This is a genomic window from Massilia sp. Root351, assembly GCF_001425045.1.
GTDB lineage: Bacteria > Pseudomonadota > Gammaproteobacteria > Burkholderiales > Burkholderiaceae_D > Rugamonas.
Genome location: NZ_LMDJ01000036.1, coordinates 114,945 through 139,668, shown reverse-complemented (window position 1 = coordinate 139,668; position 24,724 = coordinate 114,945). Strand labels below are relative to the sequence as shown.

General features: G+C 60.0%; 31 protein-coding genes. 21 read left to right on the top strand and 10 right to left on the bottom strand.

From position 1 onward, the window contains the following. The first annotated feature begins 2 nt into the window (after window positions 1–2). Window positions 3–782: a PEP_CTERM-anchored TLD domain-containing protein gene (locus tag ASD15_RS30605; RefSeq protein ID WP_082552270.1), complete on the top strand. Its 780-nt coding sequence runs from the start codon at window positions 3–5 to the stop codon at window positions 780–782. A gap of 98 nt (window positions 783–880) precedes the next feature. Beyond that, window positions 881–1,327: a hypothetical protein gene (locus ASD15_RS30600; RefSeq protein WP_057158849.1), complete on the top strand. Its 447-nt coding sequence runs from the start codon at window positions 881–883 to the stop codon at window positions 1,325–1,327. A gap of 19 nt (window positions 1,328–1,346) precedes the next feature. On the opposite strand, the gene ASD15_RS30595 is transcribed toward ASD15_RS30600, so the two are convergent. Both ASD15_RS30595 and ASD15_RS30590 read right to left on the bottom strand, forming a co-directional pair. After that, the gene (locus ASD15_RS30595; protein WP_057158848.1) at window positions 1,347–2,816 is read right to left on the bottom strand and encodes an aldehyde dehydrogenase family protein; all 1,470 of its coding nucleotides are present in this window, start codon (window positions 2,814–2,816) and stop codon (window positions 1,347–1,349) included. 99 nt (window positions 2,817–2,915) lie between these two features. Next, window positions 2,916–3,332 (bottom strand): hypothetical protein, encoded by a 417-nt coding sequence (locus ASD15_RS30590; RefSeq protein ID WP_057158847.1) that lies wholly within the window; start codon window positions 3,330–3,332, stop codon window positions 2,916–2,918. A 546-nt stretch (window positions 3,333–3,878) separates the two neighbouring features. Here ASD15_RS30590 and ASD15_RS30585 point away from each other — a divergent pair. Then, window positions 3,879–4,976 (top strand): DUF3800 domain-containing protein, encoded by a 1,098-nt coding sequence (locus ASD15_RS30585; protein WP_057158846.1) that lies wholly within the window; start codon window positions 3,879–3,881, stop codon window positions 4,974–4,976. A 386-nt stretch (window positions 4,977–5,362) separates the two neighbouring features. Here ASD15_RS30585 and ASD15_RS30580 read toward each other — a convergent pair whose 3' ends face one another. The 6 genes from ASD15_RS30580 to ASD15_RS30555 all read right to left on the bottom strand — a co-directional run bounded on the left by ASD15_RS30580 (window position 5,363) and on the right by ASD15_RS30555 (window position 9,605). Next, window positions 5,363–5,632: a hypothetical protein gene (locus tag ASD15_RS30580; protein ID WP_057158845.1), complete on the bottom strand. Its 270-nt coding sequence runs from the start codon at window positions 5,630–5,632 to the stop codon at window positions 5,363–5,365. Beyond that, window positions 5,629–6,063, bottom strand: coding sequence for an AlpA family transcriptional regulator (locus ASD15_RS32075; RefSeq protein ID WP_082552257.1), 435 nt, complete (start codon window positions 6,061–6,063; stop codon window positions 5,629–5,631). The genes ASD15_RS30580 and ASD15_RS32075 overlap by 4 nt, the downstream gene beginning before the upstream one ends. Then, window positions 6,060–6,341 carry a hypothetical protein gene (locus tag ASD15_RS30570; RefSeq protein ID WP_057158844.1) on the bottom strand — a complete coding sequence of 94 codons (282 nt, stop codon included), beginning with the start codon at window positions 6,339–6,341 and terminating at the stop codon, window positions 6,060–6,062. Before ASD15_RS30570 ends, ASD15_RS32075 begins: the two co-directional genes overlap by 4 nt. A 57-nt stretch (window positions 6,342–6,398) precedes the next feature. Further along, on the bottom strand, window positions 6,399–8,477 hold the full coding sequence (locus ASD15_RS30565; protein WP_162249960.1) for a ParB/RepB/Spo0J family partition protein: 2,079 nt from the start codon (window positions 8,475–8,477) through the stop codon (window positions 6,399–6,401). A gap of 13 nt (window positions 8,478–8,490) precedes the next feature. Beyond that, window positions 8,491–9,060 (bottom strand): hypothetical protein, encoded by a 570-nt coding sequence (locus ASD15_RS32720; protein ID WP_157201209.1) that lies wholly within the window; start codon window positions 9,058–9,060, stop codon window positions 8,491–8,493. 362 nt (window positions 9,061–9,422) lie between these two features. Then, window positions 9,423–9,605, bottom strand: a complete 183-nt coding sequence (locus ASD15_RS30555; protein ID WP_057158841.1) for a hypothetical protein — start codon at window positions 9,603–9,605, stop codon at window positions 9,423–9,425. Window positions 9,606–9,956: 351 nt separating this feature from the next. On the opposite strand from ASD15_RS30555, the gene ASD15_RS30550 reads away from it, so the two are divergent. After that, window positions 9,957–10,286 (top strand): Arc family DNA-binding protein, encoded by a 330-nt coding sequence (locus tag ASD15_RS30550; protein ID WP_057158840.1) that lies wholly within the window; start codon window positions 9,957–9,959, stop codon window positions 10,284–10,286. A gap of 33 nt (window positions 10,287–10,319) precedes the next feature. Here ASD15_RS30550 and ASD15_RS30545 read toward each other — a convergent pair whose 3' ends face one another. Then, on the bottom strand, window positions 10,320–10,691 hold the full coding sequence (locus tag ASD15_RS30545; RefSeq protein WP_057158839.1) for a helix-turn-helix domain-containing protein: 372 nt from the start codon (window positions 10,689–10,691) through the stop codon (window positions 10,320–10,322). A gap of 324 nt (window positions 10,692–11,015) precedes the next feature. Between ASD15_RS30545 and ASD15_RS30540 the strand changes: the two genes are divergently transcribed. The 4 genes from ASD15_RS30540 (at window position 11,016) to ASD15_RS30525 (ending at window position 15,300) form a co-directional block, all read left to right on the top strand. Beyond that, the gene (locus ASD15_RS30540; protein ID WP_057158838.1) at window positions 11,016–11,504 is read left to right on the top strand and encodes a YmfL family putative regulatory protein; all 489 of its coding nucleotides are present in this window, start codon (window positions 11,016–11,018) and stop codon (window positions 11,502–11,504) included. After that, the gene (locus ASD15_RS30535; RefSeq protein ID WP_057158837.1) at window positions 11,497–11,964 is read left to right on the top strand and encodes a hypothetical protein; all 468 of its coding nucleotides are present in this window, start codon (window positions 11,497–11,499) and stop codon (window positions 11,962–11,964) included. The genes ASD15_RS30540 and ASD15_RS30535 overlap by 8 nt, the downstream gene beginning before the upstream one ends. After that, a complete protein-coding gene (locus ASD15_RS30530; RefSeq protein WP_057158836.1) occupies window positions 11,964–14,522 on the top strand; it encodes a DUF5906 domain-containing protein in 2,559 nt (852 codons plus the stop codon). The genes ASD15_RS30535 and ASD15_RS30530 overlap by 1 nt, the downstream gene beginning before the upstream one ends. Before the next feature lie 313 nt (window positions 14,523–14,835). Next, a complete protein-coding gene (locus ASD15_RS30525) occupies window positions 14,836–15,300 on the top strand; it encodes a hypothetical protein (RefSeq protein ID WP_157201208.1) in 465 nt (154 codons plus the stop codon). Between the two features lie 50 nt (window positions 15,301–15,350). Here the strand turns inward: ASD15_RS30525 and ASD15_RS30520 are convergent, their stop codons facing one another. Further along, complete coding sequence (locus tag ASD15_RS30520) at window positions 15,351–15,875, bottom strand: hypothetical protein (RefSeq protein ID WP_057158834.1); 525 nt, start codon at window positions 15,873–15,875, stop codon at window positions 15,351–15,353. Window positions 15,876–16,187: 312 nt separating this feature from the next. Between ASD15_RS30520 and ASD15_RS32715 the strand changes: the two genes are divergently transcribed. The 13 genes from ASD15_RS32715 (at window position 16,188) to ASD15_RS30465 (ending at window position 24,668) form a co-directional block, all read left to right on the top strand. Continuing rightward, window positions 16,188–16,544, top strand: a complete 357-nt coding sequence (locus tag ASD15_RS32715) for a hypothetical protein (RefSeq protein WP_157201207.1) — start codon at window positions 16,188–16,190, stop codon at window positions 16,542–16,544. 99 nt (window positions 16,545–16,643) lie between these two features. Continuing rightward, entirely contained in the window at window positions 16,644–17,063 is a 420-nt protein-coding gene (locus ASD15_RS33720; protein ID WP_082552255.1) for an HNH endonuclease, read from the top strand. Between the two features lie 58 nt (window positions 17,064–17,121). Further along, a complete protein-coding gene (locus ASD15_RS30515; protein ID WP_057158833.1) occupies window positions 17,122–17,595 on the top strand; it encodes a hypothetical protein in 474 nt (157 codons plus the stop codon). Window positions 17,596–17,639: 44 nt separating this feature from the next. Then, window positions 17,640–19,307, top strand: a complete 1,668-nt coding sequence (locus ASD15_RS30510; RefSeq protein WP_057158832.1) for a terminase large subunit — start codon at window positions 17,640–17,642, stop codon at window positions 19,305–19,307. Window positions 19,308–19,321: 14 nt separating this feature from the next. After that, window positions 19,322–20,593, top strand: a complete 1,272-nt coding sequence (locus ASD15_RS30505) for a phage portal protein (RefSeq protein ID WP_229418397.1) — start codon at window positions 19,322–19,324, stop codon at window positions 20,591–20,593. Beyond that, entirely contained in the window at window positions 20,583–20,777 is a 195-nt protein-coding gene (locus ASD15_RS30500; protein WP_157201206.1) for an HK97 family phage prohead protease, read from the top strand. Before ASD15_RS30505 ends, ASD15_RS30500 begins: the two co-directional genes overlap by 11 nt. Then, window positions 20,767–21,453: an HK97 family phage prohead protease gene (locus ASD15_RS30495; protein WP_057158830.1), complete on the top strand. Its 687-nt coding sequence runs from the start codon at window positions 20,767–20,769 to the stop codon at window positions 21,451–21,453. The genes ASD15_RS30500 and ASD15_RS30495 overlap by 11 nt, the downstream gene beginning before the upstream one ends. Window positions 21,454–21,463: 10 nt before the next feature. Beyond that, window positions 21,464–22,681: a phage major capsid protein gene (locus ASD15_RS30490; protein WP_229418396.1), complete on the top strand. Its 1,218-nt coding sequence runs from the start codon at window positions 21,464–21,466 to the stop codon at window positions 22,679–22,681. Window positions 22,682–22,723: 42 nt separating this feature from the next. Continuing rightward, window positions 22,724–23,146, top strand: coding sequence for a hypothetical protein (locus ASD15_RS30485; protein ID WP_057158828.1), 423 nt, complete (start codon window positions 22,724–22,726; stop codon window positions 23,144–23,146). Next, complete coding sequence (locus tag ASD15_RS30480; protein WP_057158827.1) at window positions 23,133–23,477, top strand: head-tail connector protein; 345 nt, start codon at window positions 23,133–23,135, stop codon at window positions 23,475–23,477. Before ASD15_RS30485 ends, ASD15_RS30480 begins: the two co-directional genes overlap by 14 nt. A 29-nt stretch (window positions 23,478–23,506) precedes the next feature. Beyond that, window positions 23,507–23,815 (top strand): phage head closure protein, encoded by a 309-nt coding sequence (locus ASD15_RS30475; protein ID WP_162249959.1) that lies wholly within the window; start codon window positions 23,507–23,509, stop codon window positions 23,813–23,815. After that, on the top strand, window positions 23,812–24,327 hold the full coding sequence (locus tag ASD15_RS30470; protein WP_057158825.1) for an HK97-gp10 family putative phage morphogenesis protein: 516 nt from the start codon (window positions 23,812–23,814) through the stop codon (window positions 24,325–24,327). Before ASD15_RS30475 ends, ASD15_RS30470 begins: the two co-directional genes overlap by 4 nt. Continuing rightward, the gene (locus ASD15_RS30465; protein WP_057158824.1) at window positions 24,324–24,668 is read left to right on the top strand and encodes a hypothetical protein; all 345 of its coding nucleotides are present in this window, start codon (window positions 24,324–24,326) and stop codon (window positions 24,666–24,668) included. Before ASD15_RS30470 ends, ASD15_RS30465 begins: the two co-directional genes overlap by 4 nt. The last annotated feature ends 56 nt before the right edge of the window (window positions 24,669–24,724 follow it).

The following is a 24,724-nucleotide window of genomic DNA, read 5'->3' as shown; positions in this document are numbered from 1 at the left end:
GCATGATATGCCAATCGTGGCGACAGGCGCGCACCGTTGTGCTAATGTTAAATCTTTTGCAAGAATCGATGGAGGCTGGAATGTTGAACGCTGTGAGGACCGCCGTTCTGGCGGGACTGCTCTGGTGTCTGGGGGCGGTGCCGGCGCATGCCACGCCTATCATGACGACGGAATTGAAGACCCAGCTTCTGGGCTGGTTGGGCAAGCCCAACGCGCAACTGGACTCGGTGTTCGTGCGCAAGGACGGCGACACGGCCAAGGATTTCCACGCTGCGGCCGACGGCAAGGGCGCCACGTTTACCCTGCTGATGGCGCGCGACAGCGCCGGCAATAGCTGGCTGATCGGCGGCTACAACCCGCAAAGCTGGAGCTCGACCGACGGCGACCATGTGACACTGCCGGAGTCGGAGCGCACCGCCTTCATCTTCAACGCCACGGCCAACCACGTGTACCGCCAGGTGCCCACGCCGCCGGACCAGGGCGTGCCCGACTACGGTTCGCACCAGACCTACAACTGCGAGCAGTGCGGCCCCTCCTTCGGCAGCGGCGCCGACTTGCTGGTGACCGACGACCTGACCACCGGCGGCAGTTCCTATCTGACTTCCTACTACAGCTTCGAACCGGGTGCCGAACCGTTCGGCGGCAGCCTGGCGGGCACCGGCCAGTTCACCTACTCGGCGATGGAGGTCTACGCGGTGCGCGAAGTGCCCGAGCCGGCCACGCTGGCGCTGCTGGTGGCGGGCTTGGGCGCGATGGCGTACGCCTGTCGCAAGGCGCGCTGAACACCAACTTACAACGCGCGGCGCAAATTTTGCGGGGACGCGCGGGTTCCAAGTGATATACTGCATCTGTCATTGTCATTTGGAAATATATATTTCCCATGAGTAACTTAAATAAAGACGACATCCTGCTGATGCTGGAGCAGATGGAGGACGAGCTGATGCTCGCTGAAGAACAGCGTATGGCCGGGCTGGCCGAAGCCGGCGCCGTGCGCGCCGGCCTGGCGCGCCGTGCCGATGCGGCGCTGCGCAGCTGCAACGCCGTGATTGCGCGCGCATTCGGCGGCAGCCTGGTATGCCAGTCCAGCCGCAAGCTGTTCGACACCCACGCCGGCATGACCTTGGACGTGCGCCCGCGCGGCGCGCCGGACAGCTTGCTGACCGTCAGCCTGCGCATTCCACGCGACGGCGACGCCTCGCTGGTGGCCGAGCGTGCCAGCGGCGGCCTGCGCTATTTCAGCGGCAAGCTGGCGCTGGCGGACGGCGCCGAGCCGCACCTGGCCGCCACCCTGTCGCACGTGCTGGAGCGCGCGCTGCAGCCGGCCTGATTGCGGGTCCGCCTGCGGTTCACAGCATGGGCAGGCGCAGCGCGTCGACGATCTTGCGCATCAGGAAGGTGCGCTGCCTGGTGTAGGGCGGGAAGAACAGCTTGATCAGCATCAGCGGCGAGGCGCGCAGCAGCGCACGCTGGTGCGAGAACGCCTTGAAGCCGTGCACTCCGTGCGCGCTGCCCATGCCGGAATGATTGACCCCGCCGAACGGCAGATTGCCATGCGCGAAATGCGCCACGCAATGGTTGACGCAAGCGCCGCCCGAACTGGTTTGCCCCAGCACCTTGCGCACCGCGCGCCGGTCGCTGCTCCACACGTACAGCGCCAGTGGTTTGGGCGCCGCGTTGATGGCAGCAATCACCGCCTCCAGTTCCGTGTATTCGATAACGGGCAACAGCGGCCCGAATATCTCCTCCGACAATATCGCCGCGCCGGCTGGAATCTGGTCCAGCAGGGTGGGCGCGATAAAGCAGCGCTCCTCATCCACTGTGCCGCCCGCCAGCAGGCGCGCGCCGCGCCGCTGCGCATCGGCCAGCAAGGCCGCCAGGCGCTGCGTATGGCGCCGGTTCACCACCCGCGCCAGGTCGGCACTGGCTTGCTGCGCCGCGGCGCCGGCGCCGTAGCGTTGCTGCAGCACCGCGCGGCAGGCATCTACGAAAGCGTCCTTCACGGACGCGTGCACATACACATGGTCGGGCGCCACGCAGGTCTGGCCGTTGTTGAGGAACTTTCCCCACATTAGCGTTTCCGCCGCCAGCTTGATGTTGGCGCTGGCGTCGATTATGGTGGGCGATTTTCCGCCCAGCTCGAGCGTCACGCTGGCCAGGTGCCTGGACGCCGCCGCCATCACCTGTTTGCCGACGGCAGGCGAGCCGGTGAAGAAGATGTGGTCGAAGGGCAGGTCCAGCAGGACGCGCGCGGTTGGCTGGCTGCCCTCGAACAAGGCCACTTCATGGGCCGGAAACACGCTGGCGATGATGCGGCCCATCAGCGCCGATACGGCAGGCGTCATCTCGGACGGCTTGATGATGACGGTGTTGCCGGCCGCCAGCGCCGAGACCAGCGGCCCGAAGCACAGGCTGAGCGGATAGTTCCACGGCGCGACAATCAGCACCCGTCCGCGCGGCTGGTAGCGTACCGAGGCGCGCGTGCCGAGCATGGTGGTGGTGGGCCACATGGGGCGTGGCTTCATCCAGCGTTTCAGGCGGCCGAGCGCCTGGCGGATTTCTTCCATCACCGGCAGGAACTCGGACGCCTCCACTTCGGCCGGCGGCTTGCGGTAATCCTGCGCGAAAGCGGCGTAGAAGGTCTCGCGCTGGGCCAGCATGGCGTCGCGCAGGCGGCCGATGCGGCGCAGCCGCTCCTCGGCCGTCGAGGTGCGCCACGCCAGCGCAGTGGCCAGCTGCGCATCGAACGCGGCCTGGATGTCGAGGGGATCGGATTCACCTGAGGGCAGGGCAGGGACAGCGTGCAGGGCTTCGCTCATGGCGGCAGACGTGAAGAAAGAAGCAGTCAGCGTAGCACGGTCCCGTTGCCGTTTTTTACATAAACCCTCTAATCGGGCAGACAGGCAATGGGAAACGCACTAGTGCATCATGGCGAAGCCGCGCACCGTCAATATGGTGACCAGCGCGGTGGTGGCGCAAATGCCGATGGCCAGCAGCGGCATCCACCTTTGCCAGGCCAGGCCGAGGCTGGAGGCCAGCGCCGCCGACAGCGTGGCGCCCAGCAGGATGGGGCCGAGCAGGCCGATGGCCCACGGGCCCTTGCTGGCCAGCCAGCCGGAGGTGCCTTTGCTGAAGTCTTTGCCGCGCGAGCGCCAGTTCAGCAGCTTGTGCACGGCGCCGCCGGCAAAGGTCGCCAGCGCCGCGCCGGCAAAGGCGCCGGCCATGGTCACGGCGCCGACCAGGTAGGGATCGAGGTCCAGCTTGATTCCGAGTGGCACGGCGGCCCACAGTTCGATCATGGCCAGGGCGAACACGCTGAAAGCTTTGGCGAGCAAAATAGGTCCCTCTTGAGGTTGAGAATTTTGCAAGAGTAGACTAGCCGCGCGGATGGCGCAAGGCGGCGCACGGTGGCGGAAATGTGGGGCATGGCGGACGGTGCTGTTGGTCCCCCCGACTGGAATCAGCACCCATTTAAAATCAACGACTTGTGACGTCGATGCGTAATTTATGCGTAATGTCGCTGAGCTTTTGAAAAATGGCAAGCTACAGCGATCCGGAACCGAATCAAGAATTCAGGTTGAGAACCGAAATAAAGGTTGCGCGTGATTGTGAATCGGTCCGCGGCATATGTCCAGAGGAACTGTGGGGCGGCGCAGCATGATGACGGATGATGAGGGTGAGCTCGCCACTTCCCCGGAGGACGTAGAGCGCCGACGTAGTCTGCTCTGCCTCCCTTGTTGACAATGGAGTTAGTTGTCGTTATCATGTGAGAACGGTTGACTTACGTCTACCGACCGTCGAATGGGGGTAACCCTGGCGACAAATACGGTTTAATCCGCCAAACAGCCGCTCTAGCGGCTGTTTCCATTTTGGAGCAACGAATGTCATACATCTGCTATATCGACGAGGCGGGCTGCTCCACCGCGCTTCCTTCCGCCACAACGGACATCCAACCCGTCCTCGCTATTGGTGGGTTGATCGTACCGCAAGCAGCGCTGGCTGATCTCACGACTGATTTTCTCAAACTGAAGCGTAAGTTCTTCCCTGGGCAATTTCAGTCGGCGCATCTCTTGGACGACGTTCGCCAAGAAATCAAAGGCTCAGACGTGCGTGGCAGTATCCGTAAGCTCGGCACTAAGGCCTCCACGCAGTTGCGATTTGCTGATGAAGTGCTGGCCCTGTTAGAGCACTACAGTTGTCGCATTTTGGGAGCTGTTTGGGTGAAGGGCATTGCAAAACCATTCAAGCACAGGGAAGTTTACACTCGTTCGGTGCAGATGGCCTGCAAGCGATTTCAGGATTTCCTGGAAGACAAGAAGTCCCATGGGCTGATCATTGCTGATTTTCGAACCACTCAGCTTAATGACCAGGTTGCTCATTCGATCTTTACTCAAAAGTATCGCGCGAAGGGCGATCCGTACAGCCGTATTCTTGAGCTGCCAACCTTCGGAGTTAGCAACAATCATGTGGGGCTCCAGCTGACGGATGTCCTGTGTAGCACGATGTTGTTTCCCATGGCCACCTCGGCGTACATGTACGGGCACTTGACTGGTGTGCATGTGAACGCACGTGACCTGATAATTCGCCGACGGTATGCTAAGCGGTTGAAAAATTTGCAATTCCGCTTGAACGGGGACTGGAGTCTCCACGTAACGGACTTCAACGCTGGTAAGCCATCAGCGGAGATATTCGTTGTGCCACCGGTAGCGCCGAAAAAAGCGGCGCTTGGCGGTGTGGCTCCCACGCCAGTGGCTGTGGCAATCAACTTAAAGCCTGCGAAGCGAAAAGCAGCACCGATAGCGATGCAGACTGTGATCGGGCAAAAATTGATTGAGGCTACGCAACGTGCTGCCGCGAAGGGTAATTCAGGTGGCGCGGGTCCGAGTATGCCACCTACGTCCCGAGCCTTGCCTACGGATGCTGCGGGCTTGGGGTTGCCCACACCACCTGCGGCACTACCAGAGAAAAAAAAGCCATAGAGGCGGCAGGTTGCTGGTCTGTGGTCTGCCGAATTCGAGGATAAAACTTGGGCGCTCGGGCTTGCCTGCTCCGGTGAATGCTACAGGGCAAGGATAGCAACGGTCGTTTCGTACTTATCCTCAACGTAGCCGGTGGACTCTTGACCGACATGGACCAGCTTGCAGCCGTGATCTTGGATGTAATGATTAACGGCTCTGGTGAACCAAGTAGGTCCGTCAATGGACTCAGAACACAGCGCACAGCTGCTACTCTCTGCACTTGATACTCGGAAAATTTCTTTAGCGTTAGTTTCCAAAATTGTCTCCTTGTCGTGGAAGCTTGAGCATAACATTTCCCGGCAGATAAAAGAATGGCCGCTCTGGGCGGCTATTCTTCATTGCGGGAGTCAGTGCCGTTCTTGGTGACTCTGAACCCAGGTGATTACGTCCTTAGCGTTGTACAAGGGCTGTGCCCGGCCGTTCTTCGTCGGCAGACGTATCGCCTTCGGGAAGCTCGGCAGACACGCCATACGCTCGCGTACGACCTGTGGCTCTCGCTTGAGGTATGCGGCGATGGTGGCAATGTCCCACAGGTCGATGGACAGTGGAATCGCCGGCCGGATGTGCTGGGCCATTGCCTCGGCCAGCTTCGAGATCATCATATCCATTTCGCTCATTCTGAACTTTCTTGCTGCGAGACCTGCACCTCAGGCTGGTTCAGCATTTCGGGAGTTGTAGCGACTATCGCCACGTCAATTGCTTCAATGCCATCAAGGCCTTGGGCCAACGCCTTGGACAACGCGGCTGTGCGCTTGTTGGTGGTTGCGTCATCAATGCCGGTGAGTATTGGAAGTGCCCAGGTTAAGCGAATGGAGTCGTTGGATTTTCTCATGCTGACCTTTGCCTCAGCCCTAACCAGTGTTGAAACCCAGGCTTCAATATCGGTGGCCTTCCAAGCAACGGCGCGCTCCCCCAATTTTAATGGGGCTGGGAACGTACCGCGTTTAACGCCATCGTATATCGCCGTTTTCTTCAGTCCAACTTGTGCCACAACTGAGGGAAGCCGCAGGAGGCGCACATTAGCGTTGATTTCTTCCGTTTTGCTCATTGCACCCCCCAGTTCTGTTCAGCGAAGAACTTTGCCTGGGCGATCAGTTGCTCGCGCTCGACGTGGCGAGTGAAGCCATCGTCCGTGATTTTGCGCGAACGCAGGATCGATCCGACCAACTGCTTTTGCTCCAGCGTTAGTTCGCGCACCAGGACGCCGATAATCGCGTGGGCCAGTTGGAGCTCGTCGGTCAATTCTCCCGCAGTACGGTCGGCGTGCTGCAGCTTGGCTGCCAGTGCGCTTGCGGCTTCGCGGAAGCTGTGATTTGCTTGGTTCATGTATGTTTTCCGTAATTCGAAGTGGTTGTTTGCAGTAACTTGGCGGCAAGCCAGCGATTAAATTTTTTGGAGCGAGTCAGTTGGGAAGGGCCATGCCACCGCTGGGTTTGAGGGTAATGAGGCGCTGCGGTTCTTCTTGGTCTTAATGACTGGGCCATTGGGCGCTGCTTCCGCCGCAAGCTTCGCTTTCGCTTGCAGCTTCGGACGTTGCCGTGAACTCTGCTGCGCAGTTGCGTCGGCCTGCACCTGGGCAGCGCCGTCAGCATCCTCGGCCTTGCTCCAGCCGTTGTTGTAGAAGTAGCCCAGCCTGTTGGCGGCAGCTTCGACGTTGCCTGTGAGGTGCGGCGCTTTGTCGATGATGTGGCGCGCTACGTCGGCCAAATGCTCGATGTTCGCAGCAAGAACCTCTTGCACGTCGCTGGGGTTCTTCATGTCGCTGATGTCGATCCGCTCGATGGCGATTTCGGTGGTGCTCGCGCTTACGCCTTCGATCTTCGCCAGTGCAAGCAGTGCTTCGTCGGTGAGTTCGGGGTCGTCGTCCAAGCTGTGCGCGCTGACGCTCAGGGCTTCGCCGAGCAGCATGTCCATTATGAGCAACTGCACCTCAGATTCGTCCGCCTGGTCGATGTAGGCACAAGTGTCGTCGTCACTGCGGTCGAATTTATAGAGGTCGCCCAAGATGTCGTCCGGCAGGCTGTAGCTGTTGTAATCGCGGACGAGGAGCTTCGCCAGTTCGCGGAGCATGGGAAGAGTCAGCCCGCTCTTTGCTCGCTCCCGGAGCTTACGGTAAATTACCGTGCGTTCCAGGGTGATGCGCGCGGCGCGCTCCTCAGCTTTCTGCTGCTGTTTGTAGCGCGCCTGCTGCGCTTCCTCTTGTTTGGAAAGGGCTGGTGCTTTCGACGGGTCCGCAGCCTCCTCTGCGAGGCGAGCCTCGCGAACTGCGGGCGTCTCGCAAATGCCTTGCCTCTCCAGTACTGCTTGAACGTCGCTGCGCTTAAAGACTGGCGTCACTTCACCTTTGCTGTTTTTTAAGTAGCTGGCAGGGGATGGCAAAGCGTCGGACGGTAGAAGCTCTTTGATGTGACCGCTCATGCCGGTGGCCGGCGCCACGCGCTCAAAGCTGGACAGGTGCGTGCCGGCACTGACGAATTCGCTCTCGCTGCTCCAGGTGTTGTAGGAGATGTTAGTCGCCTCTTGGCCTTCAAGTATGGGGATGCCGCGTTTGTTGGCGACGACGATGATTCGCTGGTAGTGCGCAGCTTTCTTCTCGGCGTAGCAGTCCGGATCAGTGCAGACGTGTGCACTTTTTGCATCTGGATACACCTCCGGCTGGTTGCCAGTACGCTTAGGACATTTCGTGCAGTTGCCGGCGGTCGCCAGCAGCTTGCCGTCTTTGATATCGAATGGCGCGCCGGTGAGGTCTAGCGTGTACGTGTCCTGAATATAGTCGCGTGCGCGACGGTGCGACATCGGTTCGTGCGTTGGCCATGTGGTCGGACTCAATATTTCCTTGAGCGCGCGCTTCTGCAGCGCAGGCACCGGAATGCGTGCGATCAGCAGTGCAGTCGATGCTGAAATGTCGCCATCGAGGAATACCTCGCGCACGTCAGTGGCCAGTGCGCACAGCTTCAAGCGGCCGTAGATGTAGGCGCGAGACTTCTTAACGCGCTCCGCCAGCTGGTCCGCGTCGTAGCCGTGGTTCTGCATCAGCATTTGGTAGCCTTCGGCTTCCTCCAGCGGATGCGGGTCTTCACGCTGGATGTTCTCCAGCAGCTGGATCTCGGCCGCTTGCAAGTCGCTGAGCTGGCGAACAATGACCGGCACCTGGTCGAGGTTCGCCAGCACTGCGGAGCGGAAGCGGCGCTCGCCGGCGACGATCTCAAACGCCTGCGGATGTTCGTCCGTTGGCTTCACCGGGCGGATAAGGATCGGCTGCAGTATCCCGACCTCCTTCACGTTGGCAGCCAGTCGCTCCAGCGCGTCAAGATTAAACCGCTTGCGATTGGTCGTAGAGATGCGCAGCAAGCAAAGCGGCAGGGTTTGGTAGCCATCGAGCAGCATCAGCTCCGCGACGTCAATGGTGGCACCTGCGGGCATGGGTGTGATGGGAGCGGGTAGTACAACAAGCTTGGACATGGAGGCTCTTTCGTTAATCGCGGTCATTGGCCGCTTGGCGTTTCAAATCGGGGTATGTGCTGGCAGGTTGCCTTTGCGCCGGCGGCGTCCACGGCCTGCCTGCTGGCGCCGGCATGTAGTGGGGTTTGCGGGCAACGCGGCGTATAGCGATAGCGAGTGACTTGTCCTTCAGCGCGTCTTCCAGCGACCCTTGGATGGCCAGTAGACGGTGTGCGCGCGCAAGCGCGGCGTGGTCCGGTTCGCATGGGGTGACGGAGATAGCGCACGGCGTGTCCCCCTGCGTATCGGCTGCCTGGCTGTACGCACCAAAGCTGCTGGACGCGCAAGTGTGATAGGCGCAGGTGCATTCCGCAGTGCGAACGCGCACGCTGAACTCGCGCACCAGGTGCACGTGCATTGCCAGCGCCACTCTGAGATCATCCGCAGTGTCGCCGGCTGCACCGGCATGGCCGGACATGTTGAGCAGATCGAGCGCGCTATGGGTTGCGCTTTCGAGTCGGGCTCCGCTCGAGGTCAGCGCTGTGGCGAAATCGCTAAGCGTGCCGCCGGAGATCGTCAGTGGGGAGGACGGTTTAGCGGCCATTGCAGGCCTCGTTAGGCACATTCACTTGAACGTGTGCAGACGTCTGCACACGTTGGACAAGCGTCTTAAGATTGCGCGCTTCGATGTATGCGTGACCTTTCAGGCCCGCATATGGGTCGTCAATGATCTTGACGACCCGCACCTTGTAGGTGGGAACAGGGACGTGCTGCTGGGTGAGGCACGGTGAAATCATCATCCACTCCGCGTTTTTGTAGTAACGGGGTGGATATTAGATAAATCTAATATCTAGGTCAAGAAAAATTAGAGAAATCTAATATTTGCTACATAGGGTGGCATCAATTCTCACCAATTATCACCAATTGTCACGAGTAGTTGTTGTTTTGTTCGTACTTTTATTAGTTTTAGCTACCGTTTTTTGTGGTCTTCTGTGCAAGTAGCCGCTCAAGCACGCTGAAGAAGCCCACTACTTGGCCTTGCAGCGCTTCGGGGAGTTGTTCAGTTGTTAGCATGTCCAGCGCGACCTGGGCAAGGATCGGGGGCATGTCGTTACCCTGTGCTACATACTCAGCATAGGCCTTTGCCATATCTGCTCCGTCCCTTGTTCCTTGCAGATAGTCCCCGTTGCAGGGCGTGGTCCAAAACGATAGGGATTGCTTGTGTTTGGTGCGGCCGACGAATGGGAGTGCTGTCGGAAGATTTTTGTTTCTCACTTCGTACATCCTTTTCAGATTGCTTCAGGTTCTACTTCAGGCGCTACTGCGGGATAGGGCCTAAGCCCGAGCCTTCTCTCCAATTCGAGGCCTCGAAAAATACCGAACGATTTCCAAACATTGCACATTTGCAAATGTTGTTGTACGCTGGGAAACGTATACTGTAGCAGATAGCGTCACGGTGACGCTATTTCGCGCTCAGTTCAAGCCTTGTATGCTGGGTGAATGACACAAAAAGAAGAGAATCCTGTCGCTGACCGCACTGACCATAAGTTCACGTTACGGTTAACCGAGTGGCTCCATGACGCGATTTTTGAGAGCAGCGTGCGGCAAGGGCGGTCGGTAAATACTGAGATCCTGCTGCGCCTGGCGAGGACTGTGGAGGAAGACCAAGCCTTGCAGGCCAGCGAAGCGCGGCTGCACGCAGGTGTCATCGAATTCCTGGCCATCGGTGTTGAGGAGTTGGCGGCGCTACTCCCTGAGGAACAGCGGAAGTCTGAGCGTGTGAAAATGCTGCTCGAACTGACTGGGCGGCTGACACCCCCTAAAGCCTGACAAATACAAAAAAGCCCGCTTTACGCGGGCTTTTCAATTTTGCGGTTGGCTAGGCTCAGGGCGCTTCGTGCCCGCCAGGGTCTTAATGATTCCAAGGGCTTGGGCCAGCTCGTACGCCGGCATTTGCTCCATCAAACTAACCGCCTCAGCAATCTCAGAATTACTCCCGAAATACGTCTTCAGTGGAATGCCCTCCGCTCCCTGCGACGCTCCAGACATCAGCCATTCGGGCGTGATGTTCAAGACTTTGCAGATGTTCATGACGTTGGTGGCTGATGGGGCCGCTGTGTCCCCTCGTTCCCACTCGGTGATCGTAGGAGGCTTTACGCCAATCGCTTTGGCAAAGTGGGCTTTCTTGAAGCCTTTGGCCTCTCGGGCCACGCTGAGTCGTTCGAACCATTTCATTAGATCATCCTAATATAACTAAAATTAGATTTAGCTAAAATTTTCCTTGATGAAAAAGTTAGATTAATCTAACATTCGAAACACTTTTTCATGGGGTGAACACATGCACACGAATCATTCGCGGTTGATTGACGACCTCGGCGGTACGGGCGTGGTGGCAAAGATGTTCAACATCGAGCCGCCCAGTGTCTCTTACTGGCGAGCGAACGGCATTCCCAAGGCGAGGCTGATGTACCTGAGAGCCGTCTTTCCGTCCAAGTTCGACGCGGATGGAAGTGTAGTTCTTCAAGATCAATGTAAAAACCACACTTTTTAGGATTTAGTATGGATGTGCGAAAAGCGGTACTGAAGATGATTGGAACTGTGAACGGTTCCTGGACTGTGGCAGCGGCGTACCTTGGGATGACCGAGAACTCGCTGCGGAATCGTGCATACGAGACGAAGGGACAGGCCCTCTCCACGCACGATCAGCTCACGCTGCAGGAGCTGTCAGGGACGACCCTATTTGCGGAGGCCATTGCTGTCGCGAGTGGGGGAACGTTCGTCAAACTGCCTGGTGTTGATGAGATCGAAAATGATTCCATTCAAGCTATGTTCAATCAGCATTACGCCGAGCTGGGCGTGCTCTTTAGCACCTTCACCGCAGCTATAGGCGACGACGAAATCGACGAGGATGAGCGCGCCAAACTGGAGGCACAGGGCGAGCTACTCCACCGCAAGACTGAAACGTTGTTGGCCCTGATGTTCAGTGTTTACTGCCGTCACAGCAAGGCATTGAAGCTTGAGCCGGTTCGAGAGGTGGCCAATGGCTAACCACCAACTCCCACGCAAGGGCAGCGCCGCTGCGAACGGCCTCGTGACACTTCACGGTATGGGCGGGGTTGCCCCGGCCGTCAAATGGCAGCGCATTGCCGGCTGGAAGGGCACCGGCTATCAGTTCCATGCGAACGTCATTGACCGGCTCCTGCTGTCCGGCCTCGTCGTTGTAAACGATATCCAGTACATCGTAACGGATGCCGGCCTCAAGTTCCTCGGCTTGAAAGGCGATCACGAAGGTGAACAGCCTGGCGTGCCGGCTGGTCCGCGCTATGCACCGTCCCCGCTGTCGCGTGCGCCTCGCGGCCGTAGCCGAAGCCCAATGGTCATCCGCGAGGGCGCTTTCGATTTCCGGAATCACCCGTCGCGCATTGGTGACGAGCGCCTGGCGTACAGAGGGCCGGGCAGCTTTGCCGGTGCCGCGCTGCACGCTGCTGCTGGGAGCGAGCGCAGCTGATGCACGACTTTGACGCAATTCCACAAGAGCTGCGCGAGAGGGCGCAATGGCTCCTGTGGCGATTTGAGCCGAACCCCAATCCGGCGAAGAAGCCCCGAAAGATGCCGTACTACGCGAGTGGTGGCCGGCGCTTCGGCGATCAAGGCACTGCGGGCGACCGTAAGAAGTTGGTGACGTTCGAGCGCGCCATGGCGGCGCTTCAACGGCAGACGGCGAACCCATATAGCGGCATCGGTTTTGCATTCTTGGCAGGTGATGGCCTGATCGGTATCGACATCGACAACTGCTTCGACCAGGAGACAGGGGAGTTTTCCGACTTGGCCACGGCAGCAATTACCGGCTGCAACTCCTACACTGAATTCACGCCTTCTGGCAAAGGCCTGCACATCATTGTCGCGGGCGCCACAACTACGTTCAAGTCGGACAAGATCGGGCTGGAGGTGTTTTGCTCCAGCCAGTTCTTCACCTTTACTGGCATCCAGTGCGGCGGTTCGCCCTCGGCGATCAATCCGATATCGGACGCGGAACTTGACCGGCTGCGCGTCCTCGTCCAGAGCGCGCGTCCTGCTGCTTCGCCGGCCCGCGCGACGGCCCCCCTTCCCCCCGGCGGAGCCGACCTGCGCGCGCGCCTGGACGCGGCGCTGGCCCATATCAGCCCGGATGAATACGACGTCTGGTTCCGGGTAGGGATGGGGCTGTACAGCGCTCTGGGCGACGCTGGCCTCCGCGTATGGGACTACTGGTCTTCTCGCTCCGACAAGTACGCGGGGATGGAGGAGTGTCAGAAGCGCTGGGCGTCGTTCGGCAAGCGTGGCGTGAATATTACGGAAGCCACCATCTTCAAAATGGCTATGGACGGCGGTTGGAAACCACCGCGCTCCGTTCTTCCACCTCCCATCAAACCCGGTTCTTTGTCCCCCCGTCCCCCCAGCGGAAGCGAAGCCGCTGACTTGCCCGTCGCCCCCCCGCCCCCGGCCGGAAGCGACGGCGGCGTAATCAGCGCTGGGCAAGCCCAGCGAGGAGAGGAGGGAATTCAAGCGGGGGCGGAGGCCCCCGAATCGGAAGTTGCAGTCGAGGCGGCTGCTGACCAATTCATGGCCGCCGTGCACGCCATGACCGAAGACTATGGCTACCCGCTGCAGGAAGACATGGAAGCTGTGCAGCTGGACGATATCCCGCTCGGCGAGAGCGCGCCGCTTTTCACCGGGGGGGAGGGGGCCGCGGTGAAGCCGCGCAAGAAAGAGAAGTCCAAGAAGGAATACGGCGAGGCGCACTGGGACGCCGTGGACGACGTGCTTGAAAACTTTGTCCTGATTTACGGCGAAGACCTGGTATGGGATTGCCGGCAGCGCATGCTGATGAAGATCTCTGCCATGCGCACGGTGGTGCAGAACAACGACGTCATGAAATTTTGGGGTGGCGAAGGACGTAAGTGGGTCCTGAAGAAGAACATCGTGTTCGATCCGACGGAGACACCCAGCCCGGCCGAGCGCGGCCCCACGGCCACGGTCAACCTGTTCAGCGGGTGGAAGATGACGCCGAAGGAAGGTAACTGCATCCAAATCAAGACGCTGCTGCTGCACCTAGTGGACGGCAACGACGATATGTTCACTTGGATCGCCCGCTGGCTGGCGTACCCGCTGCGCAACCCTGGCGCCAAGATGGAGACGTCGATCATCATGCACGGCGACGAGGGCTCCGGTAAGAACTTCTTCTTCGAGAAGGTGGTCAAGGCGATCTACGGCGAGTACGGCTACGTGATCGGCAACCAGCAACTCGAAGCGCCGTTTAACGATTGGGCGTCGATGAAGCTCTTCATGGTTGCGGACGAGGTGGTGACACGGGCCGAGCTGAAGCAGATGAAGGGCAAGCTCAAGTACTTGGTTTCGGGCGACACCATCATCATCAACCCGAAGGGTTTGCCGGAACACAGCGAGCGCAACCAGATGAACTTCGTGTTCCTGTCGAATGAGCTGCAGCCGCTCGCGCTGGACAAAACCGACCGCCGTTACCTGGTTGTGTGGACGCCGCCGGCACTGTCGAAGGAGTTCTATATCGGCGTGGCCGAAGAAATCAAAGCCGGCGGCATCGAGGCGTTCTACCACTACCTGATGCACGAGCTGGACATGGGCGACTTCAACGAGCACACGAAGCCGATCTACAACGAAGCGAAGGACAAGCTGATCGAGAAGAGCCTGGCGCCAGCTGAGCGCTTCTACCGTGAATGGTCCAGTGGCCTGTTGCCGCTTCCATTCATCACCGTAGGCGTGACCCAGCTATACGAGGCGTTCCAAACTTGGTGCGCCCGCTCAGGCGAGTCTCGGTACACGACGCAGACCATGTTCAGCCCCTCCGTCGAGCGGTATGCGGGGGCGGTGCTGAAGAAGCAGCCTATCAAGTATGAGTACGGTGAGGTAGTGAAGCAGCGGATTGTGTTCCTCATCGGCGAGCATCCGGAGGGAAAGACGCTGCGAGAGTGGGCCGAGTCGGCGTGCGGTCTGTTTGAGACGGCGCTGAAGTCGTACAAGAACCGGAATTTTATTGATGTTGAGGGCTGACCGTCCACATCAGGCAAGCCGCCCACATCGCAAACCCGCATGGATACAGGGGTGTTGGCAGTGTTGGCAGTATTGGCGGTTTTGTCTCACATACGCGCACGTAAGCCACGGGTAAGAAAGTAGCAGGAAGGACGGAATTATTTATATCAATTTAGATTTAACTATCAACACTGCCAACAGAGTCAACAAAGCTAGTAAAAATCAGGCTCTCCGATGTGGAGGGTAATGTTGGCAGTGTGGATGGTTAGGAACAACGGTAACAACACGCGCTGACCGGGTGGCGGCGGTGGTGACACAACAGAATGGGATAGCGATGAAAGAGTTTGAAGCACGGATGGACAACTGGCGCCGCGTGGTTAAAGCAGGCAGCGGCAGCGCGGCGAACGCTACGTGCGCCAGTTGGGCGAAATGGTACGTGGCCTTGCGCACATCCGAAGCGCCGCCGGCAGCGGACGTCCTGGCGGCGAAAATCCGCCCGCTCGGCGGCCTGGTGACTGCGGACCAACTGGACGGATGGATCGTGGAAGCAGCCTGGCGCATGCTCGGCGACTACAACGACCGTACGGCCCTCAAGCACCTGTATATCCACCAGTTGCCGGAGGACCGCCTGCGGGTCAAGTTGAAGGGAGTGCGCGGGCCTCACGTGCGCTTGGTGGTTGCGCGCGCCAAGAATAATTTGCTAGCCATCTTGAAAAGGCTGGACGGCGCGGATACCATTCGATCTACAACTTGCCTGCCGGGGTGTCCCGTGCCTACTGCCGAATTGGCGCTTCCGTGATGGAGGCATCGATTCGTCAGTAGTGGCCTGGAAGCCTGGCCCAACTCGGACTAGGCTTTTTGCTCCCGATGTAGGGCATCGTCTTCACAGAACGGGAGTTCCCATGGCTTGGCCAGCAATATTTGCAGGGCTTCGGATGGTGCAGAAGGAAGATACTGTGCTGGAATTTTGATGTAGTCGTTAATTGCACTGTCCACTAAATAGTATGCCTCTTCCTTGAGATTCGTCTCAAACTCAAGATTCTCACTGGCTTTGATATTCTTCCCCGGAAAGCCAGCATGCTTTAGCGCTGAGTATGCCAATTGATAGTATGTTCTTCCTTGGCGAATGAGTTGCGCTCGCTCTTCCGGAGAGAATAACGGGCCGTCAAGCTCCTTGAACTCAACAGCACCGCGCGCAAGCCCGATGTGGTGTGGCACGATACCAAGCTCCTTTAGCAAAGGTTCGACAATTCCAGTAACCGCGCCAGCAACCAATATGCTTTTCGCGTAGTCCTGATCACACGCAGCGTTGCGGCAGTCCTCAGCCGCAGCCACGAGAAGTTCGCCGGCTAACTGCAACTTGTTGTATCTCATGCTTGCGTCCCTTGGCTAAAAGGTTGGCCGAATTGGCAACGGAGAATTTTACCCCGATCACTTGACGCAGGTGCTTTTTTGACTGCAGACGTCTGCACTCACAAGAGATCCAAGCTCTCGCAGTGCGATGTAGTTTTCAGCCGATGCTGCTAACGATACTTGCATTGCCTGAAAAAATCCTGCCGTGATAGTATTTCCATTCAACAATAATTGGAGGTAAGCATGGTCCCGTCGTCACCGTATATTCTAGAGAAAAGTACCGAGGTAGCCCGTGGGACTATCGTTCTCGTCCCTTCTGCTGGGGAGGCATCAGTGGCAGTAAAAATCGGATCTGACGATGACGGTGACTCGATCTTGCATTTGAGTGGCAATAGCGCCGGTAGTCTGGATGCGGTCCCCCAATATGTAATGGTTCCCATTCTGGACTGCGAACTCAAGCTTCCAACCGAAGCTGCTGGATGGACGCAGTCTGTTCCAGATGATGCTCCTCTTGCATTCGCCATCGGTGTTCAGGGTGCCGCGTACATCATTGTCAAAATCGAAGGGAAGCGATTTGCTATTGACGCCAGAAGTGGTGAGTGGTGTTCCATACCGAAGAATATTGTATATGCGCAGAAATGGTCGTTTTGGACGTTGGAGGACGATCCGCGTAAGTTGTACGAGTGTTAGCCCGCCACGGTCGTGGCCGAATAGCGAGCCCGCAAATTGCGGGCTTTTTTTATGTAGTAGCGGGTAGGTGGTTAGACCAATGATCGATTAGGAGATTTCATGCCCGTATCAGCACCGCGTCCGTGCTCCTTCCCAACTTGTCACGTGCTTGTCAGGGGCGGCAGCGGGCGTTGTATCAAGCATCCCCGCGAGCAGTGGCAGAAGCAGGTGACTGCAACGCCTCGCATCACCGGGCGTCGGTTGCAGGCGATGCGGGCATCACTGTTCCAGCGCTATCCGTTGTGCGCCGAGTGCGAGCGGCAAGGACGTGTTACGGCGGCCACTCAGCGCGATCACGTGGTGCCGCTGGCAGAAGGCGGCGCGGATGATCACACGAACGAACAGGGCTTATGCGATCCATGCCATGAGGCCAAGAGTTTGACGGAGTCGGCGCGCGGTCGCTGGCATCGCAGCCCGGCTCCAAGCAAGGGGAGGGTGGGTCAAAAGTTTGCGCGCCGCGCGCGGAAACCGTTAGCTTAGGCGAATTTTTTCGCGGAACAAAAACTACCCCCCGGGGGATTAACTTGGAGAGCCAGCAATGAGCTTGAACGATTATCCGATGAGCGTTTCACCCGGCGCGGCACGCTCCGGTGTCGCCACTAAATCGCCAGATCCGCCGCCAGGCGTGCAGCTTTCGCCGGTTGAGCGGGAGATATGGGACTACATCTGCCGGCATCTGCGAGAGGCCGGCATCGAACACCTCACTTCCGGCATGACCGTCGTCATCGTTGCGCGCACCTATGTCGCCTGGGAGGAATCGATTCAGCTGTGCCTGGAAAAAGGGCGTGTGCAGATATCGAAGAAGAACGGCTACGCGACTCCTTACCCTTGGGCCAATGACGAGCAGCGCCTCAAGATGGAGCTGGGCCAATGGCTACCGAAACTATGTTTGACGATTCCCTCCCTGCAGCGCGTACGCAAGGACGCAGGGCCGCAGGGGCAGCAGGACGATCTGTTCGCAAGCCTCGTAAACCACGCTACCAGCTCACCGCAAAAAAGCTCGCGTCACTAGTCCCCGCTCAGCTCGAACTGTGGGATGAAGAGTATGGCCTGCCCGTGCTGCGCGGCGAGATCGTCACCGGCCGGTACGTCTACCTGGCGGTGCTACGGCACTACGAAGACTTGATCCACGGCCGGGCGCGGGGCCTGAAGTTCGTGCCGGCGCACGGCTGGCACATCATCAACTACATCGAGCAATTCTTCGTCCACGTCAAGGGGCCGCTTGCCGGCAAGCCGATCCTCTTGGACCCGTGGCAAAAATTCTGGACGGCGCTTCTCTATGGCTGGCGCCGCGAGCGCGACGGCATGCGCCGCTTCGCCCGCGCCTATGAAGAAGTGGCGCGAAAAAACGGCAAGTCCACATGGAAGGGGCCGCAGGGCGCGTACCTATTCTCCATGGACCGGGAGGCCGGCGCGGAAGTCTACGCGGTGGCCACCACGCGCAACCAGGCGATGACGGTATTCAAGCCGGCGTTCGACAACATCCGGCGCTGGGTGCGGCGCTCGCCGGGCGTGGCCCGTTCGTTCAAGATCTACGCCGGCATGAACCACGAGAAGGTGGAACTGGACGACAACTCTGTCTTCCTGCCGTTGCCGGCGAACGCCGAGAACCTGGATGGCCTAAACCCTTCGGCGATTCTGTTCGATGAGCTGCACGCGCAGAAGCACCGCGACGTGTGGGACGTCATGGAGTCGGCATTGGGTGCGAGGCAGCAGCCGCTGCTCTCCGCGATCACTACCGCCGGCTTCATTCTTGACGGGATCTGCACCGAGCAGCGGGGTTACCTGATATCAGTGCTGGAAAAGAAACGCGTGGACGACGCCTATTTTGGCTACGTCTACACCCTGGACAACGACGACGATCCGTTCGATGAGCGCACCTGGGCGAAAGCCAATCCTGGCCTCGGGCGGTCCAAGACCGTGGAGTACATGCGCGGCCAGGCGCGCAAAGCCGCTGCCATGCCGGGCGCGAAAGCGAACTTTCTGACGAAGGACTTGAACATCTGGTGCAACAGCGCTGACGGCTGGTTTGACCTGGCGGTCTGGGACAAAGGCGGCAAGAAATTCGACCCTGGCGTTCTGAAAGGCCGGCGCTGCTACGGCGGCCTGGACTTGGGTTCCACCCGTGACCTTACCGCCTTCTCACTGGTGTTTCCGCCGGACGAAGAGGGCGGCCAGTGGTACGTGCTGCTCTGGTTCTGGTGTCCGCAAGAGAAGGTGGACACGCAGTCTGCCGACGATGCTGCGCCCTATGAGGCGTGGCAAAAGGCGGGGTGGCTCTCGGCCACGCCCGGCAACGTGACCGACTACGGCCCGGTGCGCGACTGCGTGCTGCAGGCGGTGCGTGACTTCGACGTCGTTGAGGTCGGCTTCGACCGGTGGAATGCGCTGCAGTTGGCTAACGAGCTGATGGAAGAGGGTGTGCCCCTGGTTGAGGTTCCGCAGAACACGGGCGGCATGTACCCCGGCAGCAAGAAGCTGGAGGAGCTGGTCTACGGCAAGCGCCTGCAGCATGGCGGCAACCCGGTCTTGCGCTGGTGCGCCGGCAACACTGCGCTGTTGTTCGACACGAACGGCAATTTCCGACCCGATAAAAAGAAGTCGAACGCGAACGGGCGTATCGACGGCATCGTCGCAACCGTCATGGCGCTCAGCCGTGCCGCTGCAGTGAGCGAAGAGGGCGACCTCGACGACTTTATCAATAACCCTGTGGTGGTGGGATGAGACTGAAAAATCAAGTGTACAAGGCCGCGATGTGGCTCAAGAAAAGCATCGCTGGCGCCGTGCAGACGCTACAGCCGACCGTTGGGGGAACCTATTCGCTGTCAGGCCAGAACGTCAACACGCAATCTGCGATGCAAATCGCCACCGTATGGGCCTGCATTCGGCTGATCTCGGAGACGATTGCCACGCTGCCGGTGGGAGTCTTCGAACGCGACAAGGCCGGGCGGCGCAAGGCGATCCGCGATCACTGGCTTTACTCACTGGTGCATGACCAGCCGAACGCCAACATGACCGCCGTGGAGTTCTGGGAAGCAGTGGTGGCGCAGATCTGCCTGTGGGGAAACTGCTACTGCCTGAAGTCGTACTCGGGCGGCCGGCTGGTGTCCATCGATCCGCTGCAGCCGGATCAAATGAAGGTGGAGACCAACGAGCGCGGCGAGCTGGTCTACAAGTACAAGACCAAGACTGGTGTGGTGCCGTACACCGAAGACCAGATTTTCCACATCAAGGGTTTTGGTATCACGGGCCTGATCGGCCTGTCGCCCATTTCGTATGCGCGCAACAGCCTGGGCGCGGCCATGTCGGCTGACGAGGCCAGCGGCAAGCTGTTCGCCAACGGCATGCGTGCTGGCGGATCGATCAGTTTCCCGGCGGTGCTGACCAAAACGCAGCGCAAGGAGATTCGCGAGGACATGGTGGAGAACCTGGCCGGCACGGCAAAGGCGGGAAAGATCATGGTGCTGGAAGGCGGCAGTACGTATCAGCCGCTGACCATGAATCCCGACGACGCCCAGATGCTGCAAACGCGGGCCTTCAATGTCGAGGAAATTTGCCGCTGGTTCCGCGTGCCGCCGTTCATGGTCGGCCACAGCGAGAAGTCCACCAGCTGGGGCACCGGCCTGGAGCAGCAGATGATCGGGTTTCTCACCTTCGCCCTGCGCCCTTACCTCACGCGCATCGAGCAGGCCATCAAGAAAAGCCTGCTCTCGCCGGCCGAGCGCGCGCGTGTCTCCGCTGAATTCAACTTGGAAGGCCTCATGCGCGCCGATTCGGCTGGCCGCGCCGCGCTGTACGCGTCTGCCGCGCAGAACGGCTGGATGACCCGCAACGAGATCCGCGAGCTGGAGAACAGGGAACCGCTGGAAGGCGGCGACGAGCTCACGGTCCAAAGCAACCTGACGCCGCTGCGCTTGCTCGGCAAGGTATCGGACGCGGCGAAAGCTGCGAAGAACGCGATTTTGAGCTGGCTGGAGTTGCCGGTATTGGGAGGGAGTGATGAAGCATAAGGGCATGGCAGGGACGCAGACCATCCAAGTCGCGGCGCAGGGTAGGCCGATGCCGATCCTGTGGCGGCACGATCCTGGCCGCTCGATTGGCCGGTGGACGCGAGTCCACGAAGACGAACAGGGCGTGCTGTACGAGGGACAGCGCGTGCCGGAAGAACAGAAAGGGGAAGGCAATGAATCGTAAGGGAGCGTTGTACAAAACGCGCTCATTTGAACTGGATGTGAAGTCCGTCGCCGAGAGCGGGATTTTTACTGGCTACGGCTCGGTCTTTGGCGTGGTCGATAGCTATAGCGAAGTGGTGGCGCCGGGCGCGTTTAAAAACAGCCTGGCGCAGCTGGCCGCCAAGGGGCGCTCGCTGCCGATCCTGTGGCAGCACCGCACGGGCGAGCCGATTGGCGCTTGGACCAGCCTCAAGGAAGACGGGCACGGCCTGCTGGGCGACGGCGAGCTGTGGCTCGATGACGCCCAGTATGCGCGCATCGCCTACAAGGGCATGCAATCGAAATCAATCACCGGCCTGTCCATCGGCTACTACGTGATCAAGTCGAGCTACAACGAAAAGACCGGTATCCGCACCTTGGAGGAACTGGACTTGGTGGAGGTCAGCATCGTCACGGTGCCGGCCAACGACGAGGCCCGCATCGATTCGATCAAGTCGCGTATTGCCCACGGCAGCCTGCCCGACATGCCCGACTTCGAGAAGTTCCTGCACGAGGCGGGCTTTTCCAAACACCAGGCTGCGCAGATCGCAAACCGTGGCCTGAAGCAGCTGCTGCAAAACGAGCCTGACAACGACAGCGCGTCCGAGCTGGCGGCGCTGCTGCAGCACACCAGCAATTTTTCTCTCCCCATCTTGTAAGGAAATGACCATGTACGAACGTAAAAATGCAGGTGAGCGCCACGAATCGCAACTGGAGCTGAAGCAGCTGGGCGACGCGCTGAAGCAGCGCGATGCCGAGATTAAGGGCTTCTGCGAAAAGGCGGCGGCCGAGCTGAAAGACCTGGGCCGCGTGTCTAGCGAGACCCAGCAAGCACTTCAGAAGCTGTCCGACAGCGGCAGCGAGATGCAAGCCCGGGTGCTGGAAGTGGAGCAGAAACTGGCGCGCCGCGCTGGCGGCAACGACCAGGTGGTCAAATCGGTAGGCGAGCAGTTCACCGATTCCGACGACTTCAAGGGTATGCAGGCCAAGGGCGGGCGCGGTACGGCGCGTATGGAACTGAAGGCCGTGACCAGCATCACCAGCGCGACGGCCGGCACTGGCGCCGCTGGTGCGACGACCCGCCCGGACCGCGTGCCGGGCATCATCTCGCCGGCCGAGCGTCAGTTCACGATCCGCGATCTGATCATGCCCGGTCGCACCGGCACGAACGCCGTGGAGTATGTGCAGGAAACGGGCTTCCAGAACATGGCCGATAGCGCAGGCGAGCTGACGCAGCGCGCGCAGTCGGACCTGAAGTTCGAGTTGAAGACGGCGGCGGTTCGTACCATCGGCCACTGGATTCACGCGTCGCGTGAAATTCTGAACGATGCGCCGCAGCTGCAAAGCTACATCGACGGCCGCATGGTTCACGGCCTGCGCTACAAAGAAGAAGAGAAGCTGCTGGGCGGCGACGGCACCGGCCAAAACCTGCTGGGCCTGATTCCGCAGGCATCGATCTTCAACGAGGCCCGCCGCAAGGCAGGCGATACCCCAATCGACATCCTGCGCAAGGGCATCCTGCAGGTGCGTATTGCCGAGTTCCGCGCCAGCGCTATCGTGCTGAACCCGGCTGACTGGGCGGACATCGAGCTGCAGAAGGACGATACCGGCGGCTATATCTGGGTCAACGTTGGTACGCCTTCGGAACCAGTGATGTGGCGTCTGCCGGTGGTCGATACGAACGCCATGCCAGAAGGCAAGTTCATGGTCGGTGCGTTCATGCTGGGCGCGCAGATCTTCGACCGCGAAGAGGCTAGTGTGCAAGTGTCCACCGAAGACAAGGACAACTTCGTCAAGGGCGGCGTGACCATCCTGGCAGAAGAGCGCCTGGCGCTGGCGGTGTATCGCCCGCAATCGTTCGTATACGGCAACCTGCGCGCCGCCTAACCAACACGGAGCCTGGCAGGCAACCCCTGCCAGGGATGAGACATGGATATTCTGATCGTGAAAGACCATATGGAGGGCGGGGCCTGGGTGCACGCGGGCACTTCCAAGTTGGATGTTGATCCGGTGCGCGCGGCAGACCTGATGCGCAACGGCCTCGCGCGTCCGCTGGTTTCGCTCAAGCTGCATGGGGAGGCGGACGCTGCCTCGGCAAAGTCGGCAGCGCCGAATCGCAACCAGGCCGCAGCGCCGAAGCGCAACCAGGCCGCAGCGCCGAAGCGCAACCAGGCCGCAGACAGCAAGCCGCGTGTGCAGACGTCTGCACAAGATGTGCAAACTCCGCCGCCCTCCCTCAGCGCCATCCAGCCCGAGGAACCGGCGGGCGCCGCCATTGTGGCCAGCCCGGACCAGGGCGCGGGTGATGCAGCCGGACTAGCACCGGACGGGGCAGACAATGCCGCTGATTAGCATGGACCTGGCGCTGGCGCACTTGCGCGCCGAATCGGGCGATGAAGACATCCTGATCCGGCTATATGCCGACGCGGCGGTGCAGGCCGTGTGCGATTACACGGAGCGGCAGTTCTATCCCGACCAGGCGCAGCTGGACGCTGCGATGCTGGCGGGCACGGCCGGCGATGCGCCGAAGGTGGCCACGGCATCGGTCCTGGCCGCCGCGTTGCTAATGCTGGGCCACCTGTACGCAAATCGGGAGGACACAGTGGTGGGTGTTAGCGTGGCCGAACTGCCAATGGGCGCGAAGTCGCTGCTCAGTTCCTATCGCGTCGGCATGGGGGCGTAATGCAGGCGGGACGGCGTAACAAGCGCGTCATGTTGCAGGCGCTGATTCAATCGAAGGACAAGGCGGGCGGGACGTTGCGGGCGTGGACCGACGTGACGGCGCTTTGGGCGGGGATGCGTCACCTCAGTGGCGACGAGAAGCGCGTGACGAAATACGGTGGCGAGCAGGCCGGCACGCGCACGGAAATCACGATCCTGTACCGCCGTGACGTGGATGCGAGCATGCGCGTGCTGCATGGCGATGCGGTCTACAACATCCGTCATGTCAACAATGTCCGCGAGGCGAATCGTGAATTGGTGCTGACGTGTGATCTGGAACCGCGCGGAGTGGGGCCGTGAGCGGGCGCCTGGAAGGACTGGGCGAACTGCGGCGGGCATTTGCCGGCGTGGCCGACGACATGCGCACGCGTACCTCGCGGCTGATGGTTGCCTCGGGTGGCGGAATTTTGAGAAAGGAGGCCCGCAACCTGGCGCTCGCACAGGGGCTCAAGCTGACCGGCGCCCTGGTCAGGAATATCGCGATCAAGCGCGAACGCACGCCCGACGGGGTGACGCAGTACAACCTGGGCGTGCGTTATGGCCGCGACATGGGGCGCAAGGCGGCCAAGCAACTGGTGGTGGGCAAGAACGGCCGCGTGGTGAGCGTCTACGTGAACGATCCCTTCTACTGGAGATTCCTGGAGAAGGGCCGCAACGTGTACCACGGCGATGGCAAGCGGCGGCGCGGCGTGAAGAACCAGGTGGAGGCCACTCCCTTCATCGCGCCGGCACTGGAGAACAAGCGGGCGGACGCCATTGAGGCTATGGCCAACAGGCTCGCTGCGGCGATCAGAAAGGCAAATGGAGGATGAGCGTAGAGGAAGCAGTGTACGCGGCGCTGTGCACCGTCTTGGCCAATACCCACGCGGTCGAACTACCGGAGTCGCCGACCTGGCCGGCGCTGGTTTTTGAAGTCACAAGCACGCCTGAGTCGGGATGGGTGATGGGCGGCGGTTACGACAAGAACGACATCACCGTCACCTCCCTGTCGAAATCAAAGCTGCAGCTCACCGCGCTTCGAGGGCAGATATTTTCGGCCCTTGAGGGAGTGGACGGCTTCATGGGGGATGACTTCGCGGGCGACGCCGACTACCAGGGCGAGGCGAATGTCTACGCCTACGTGCAGACATTCACTGTGCGTACGCGCCGGTAGCAACGAACCACCTACAACCTGGCCCGCTTAGCGGGCCTTTTCTTTTGGAAGAGCGA

Bases quoted from the DNA above. Each gene is read 5' to 3' on its own strand.
- ASD15_RS30540 (WP_057158838.1), top strand. From the start codon at position 11,016: ATGGATGTGCGAAAAGCGGTACTGAAGATGATTGGAACTGTGAACGGT.
- ASD15_RS30495 (WP_057158830.1), top strand. From the start codon at position 20,767: ATGAATCGTAAGGGAGCGTTGTACAAAACGCGCTCATTTGAACTGGAT.
- ASD15_RS30515 (WP_057158833.1), top strand. From the start codon at position 17,122: ATGAGCTTGAACGATTATCCGATGAGCGTTTCACCCGGCGCGGCACGC.
- ASD15_RS30570 (WP_057158844.1), bottom strand. From the start codon at position 6,341: ATGAACCAAGCAAATCACAGCTTCCGCGAAGCCGCAAGCGCACTGGCA.
- ASD15_RS30555 (WP_057158841.1), bottom strand. From the start codon at position 9,605: ATGGCAAAGGCCTATGCTGAGTATGTAGCACAGGGTAACGACATGCCC.
- ASD15_RS30500 (WP_157201206.1), top strand. From the start codon at position 20,583: ATGAAGCATAAGGGCATGGCAGGGACGCAGACCATCCAAGTCGCGGCG.
- ASD15_RS30585 (WP_057158846.1), top strand. From the start codon at position 3,879: ATGTCATACATCTGCTATATCGACGAGGCGGGCTGCTCCACCGCGCTT.
- ASD15_RS30480 (WP_057158827.1), top strand. From the start codon at position 23,133: ATGCCGCTGATTAGCATGGACCTGGCGCTGGCGCACTTGCGCGCCGAA.
- ASD15_RS30535 (WP_057158837.1), top strand. From the start codon at position 11,497: ATGGCTAACCACCAACTCCCACGCAAGGGCAGCGCCGCTGCGAACGGC.
- ASD15_RS30595 (WP_057158848.1), bottom strand. From the start codon at position 2,816: ATGAGCGAAGCCCTGCACGCTGTCCCTGCCCTGCCCTCAGGTGAATCC.
- ASD15_RS30565 (WP_162249960.1), bottom strand. From the start codon at position 8,477: ATGTCCAAGCTTGTTGTACTACCCGCTCCCATCACACCCATGCCCGCA.
- ASD15_RS30520 (WP_057158834.1), bottom strand. From the start codon at position 15,875: ATGAGATACAACAAGTTGCAGTTAGCCGGCGAACTTCTCGTGGCTGCG.
- ASD15_RS30550 (WP_057158840.1), top strand. From the start codon at position 9,957: ATGACACAAAAAGAAGAGAATCCTGTCGCTGACCGCACTGACCATAAG.
- ASD15_RS33720 (WP_082552255.1), top strand. From the start codon at position 16,644: ATGCCCGTATCAGCACCGCGTCCGTGCTCCTTCCCAACTTGTCACGTG.
- ASD15_RS32075 (WP_082552257.1), bottom strand. From the start codon at position 6,063: ATGAGCAAAACGGAAGAAATCAACGCTAATGTGCGCCTCCTGCGGCTT.
- ASD15_RS30525 (WP_157201208.1), top strand. From the start codon at position 14,836: ATGAAAGAGTTTGAAGCACGGATGGACAACTGGCGCCGCGTGGTTAAA.
- ASD15_RS30490 (WP_229418396.1), top strand. From the start codon at position 21,464: ATGTACGAACGTAAAAATGCAGGTGAGCGCCACGAATCGCAACTGGAG.
- ASD15_RS30605 (WP_082552270.1), top strand. From the start codon at position 3: ATGATATGCCAATCGTGGCGACAGGCGCGCACCGTTGTGCTAATGTTA.
- ASD15_RS30545 (WP_057158839.1), bottom strand. From the start codon at position 10,691: ATGAAATGGTTCGAACGACTCAGCGTGGCCCGAGAGGCCAAAGGCTTC.
- ASD15_RS30465 (WP_057158824.1), top strand. From the start codon at position 24,324: ATGAGCGTAGAGGAAGCAGTGTACGCGGCGCTGTGCACCGTCTTGGCC.
- ASD15_RS30580 (WP_057158845.1), bottom strand. From the start codon at position 5,632: ATGAGCGAAATGGATATGATGATCTCGAAGCTGGCCGAGGCAATGGCC.
- ASD15_RS30600 (WP_057158849.1), top strand. From the start codon at position 881: ATGAGTAACTTAAATAAAGACGACATCCTGCTGATGCTGGAGCAGATG.
- ASD15_RS30475 (WP_162249959.1), top strand. From the start codon at position 23,507: ATGTTGCAGGCGCTGATTCAATCGAAGGACAAGGCGGGCGGGACGTTG.
- ASD15_RS30530 (WP_057158836.1), top strand. From the start codon at position 11,964: ATGCACGACTTTGACGCAATTCCACAAGAGCTGCGCGAGAGGGCGCAA.
- ASD15_RS30485 (WP_057158828.1), top strand. From the start codon at position 22,724: ATGGATATTCTGATCGTGAAAGACCATATGGAGGGCGGGGCCTGGGTG.
- ASD15_RS32720 (WP_157201209.1), bottom strand. From the start codon at position 9,060: ATGGCCGCTAAACCGTCCTCCCCACTGACGATCTCCGGCGGCACGCTT.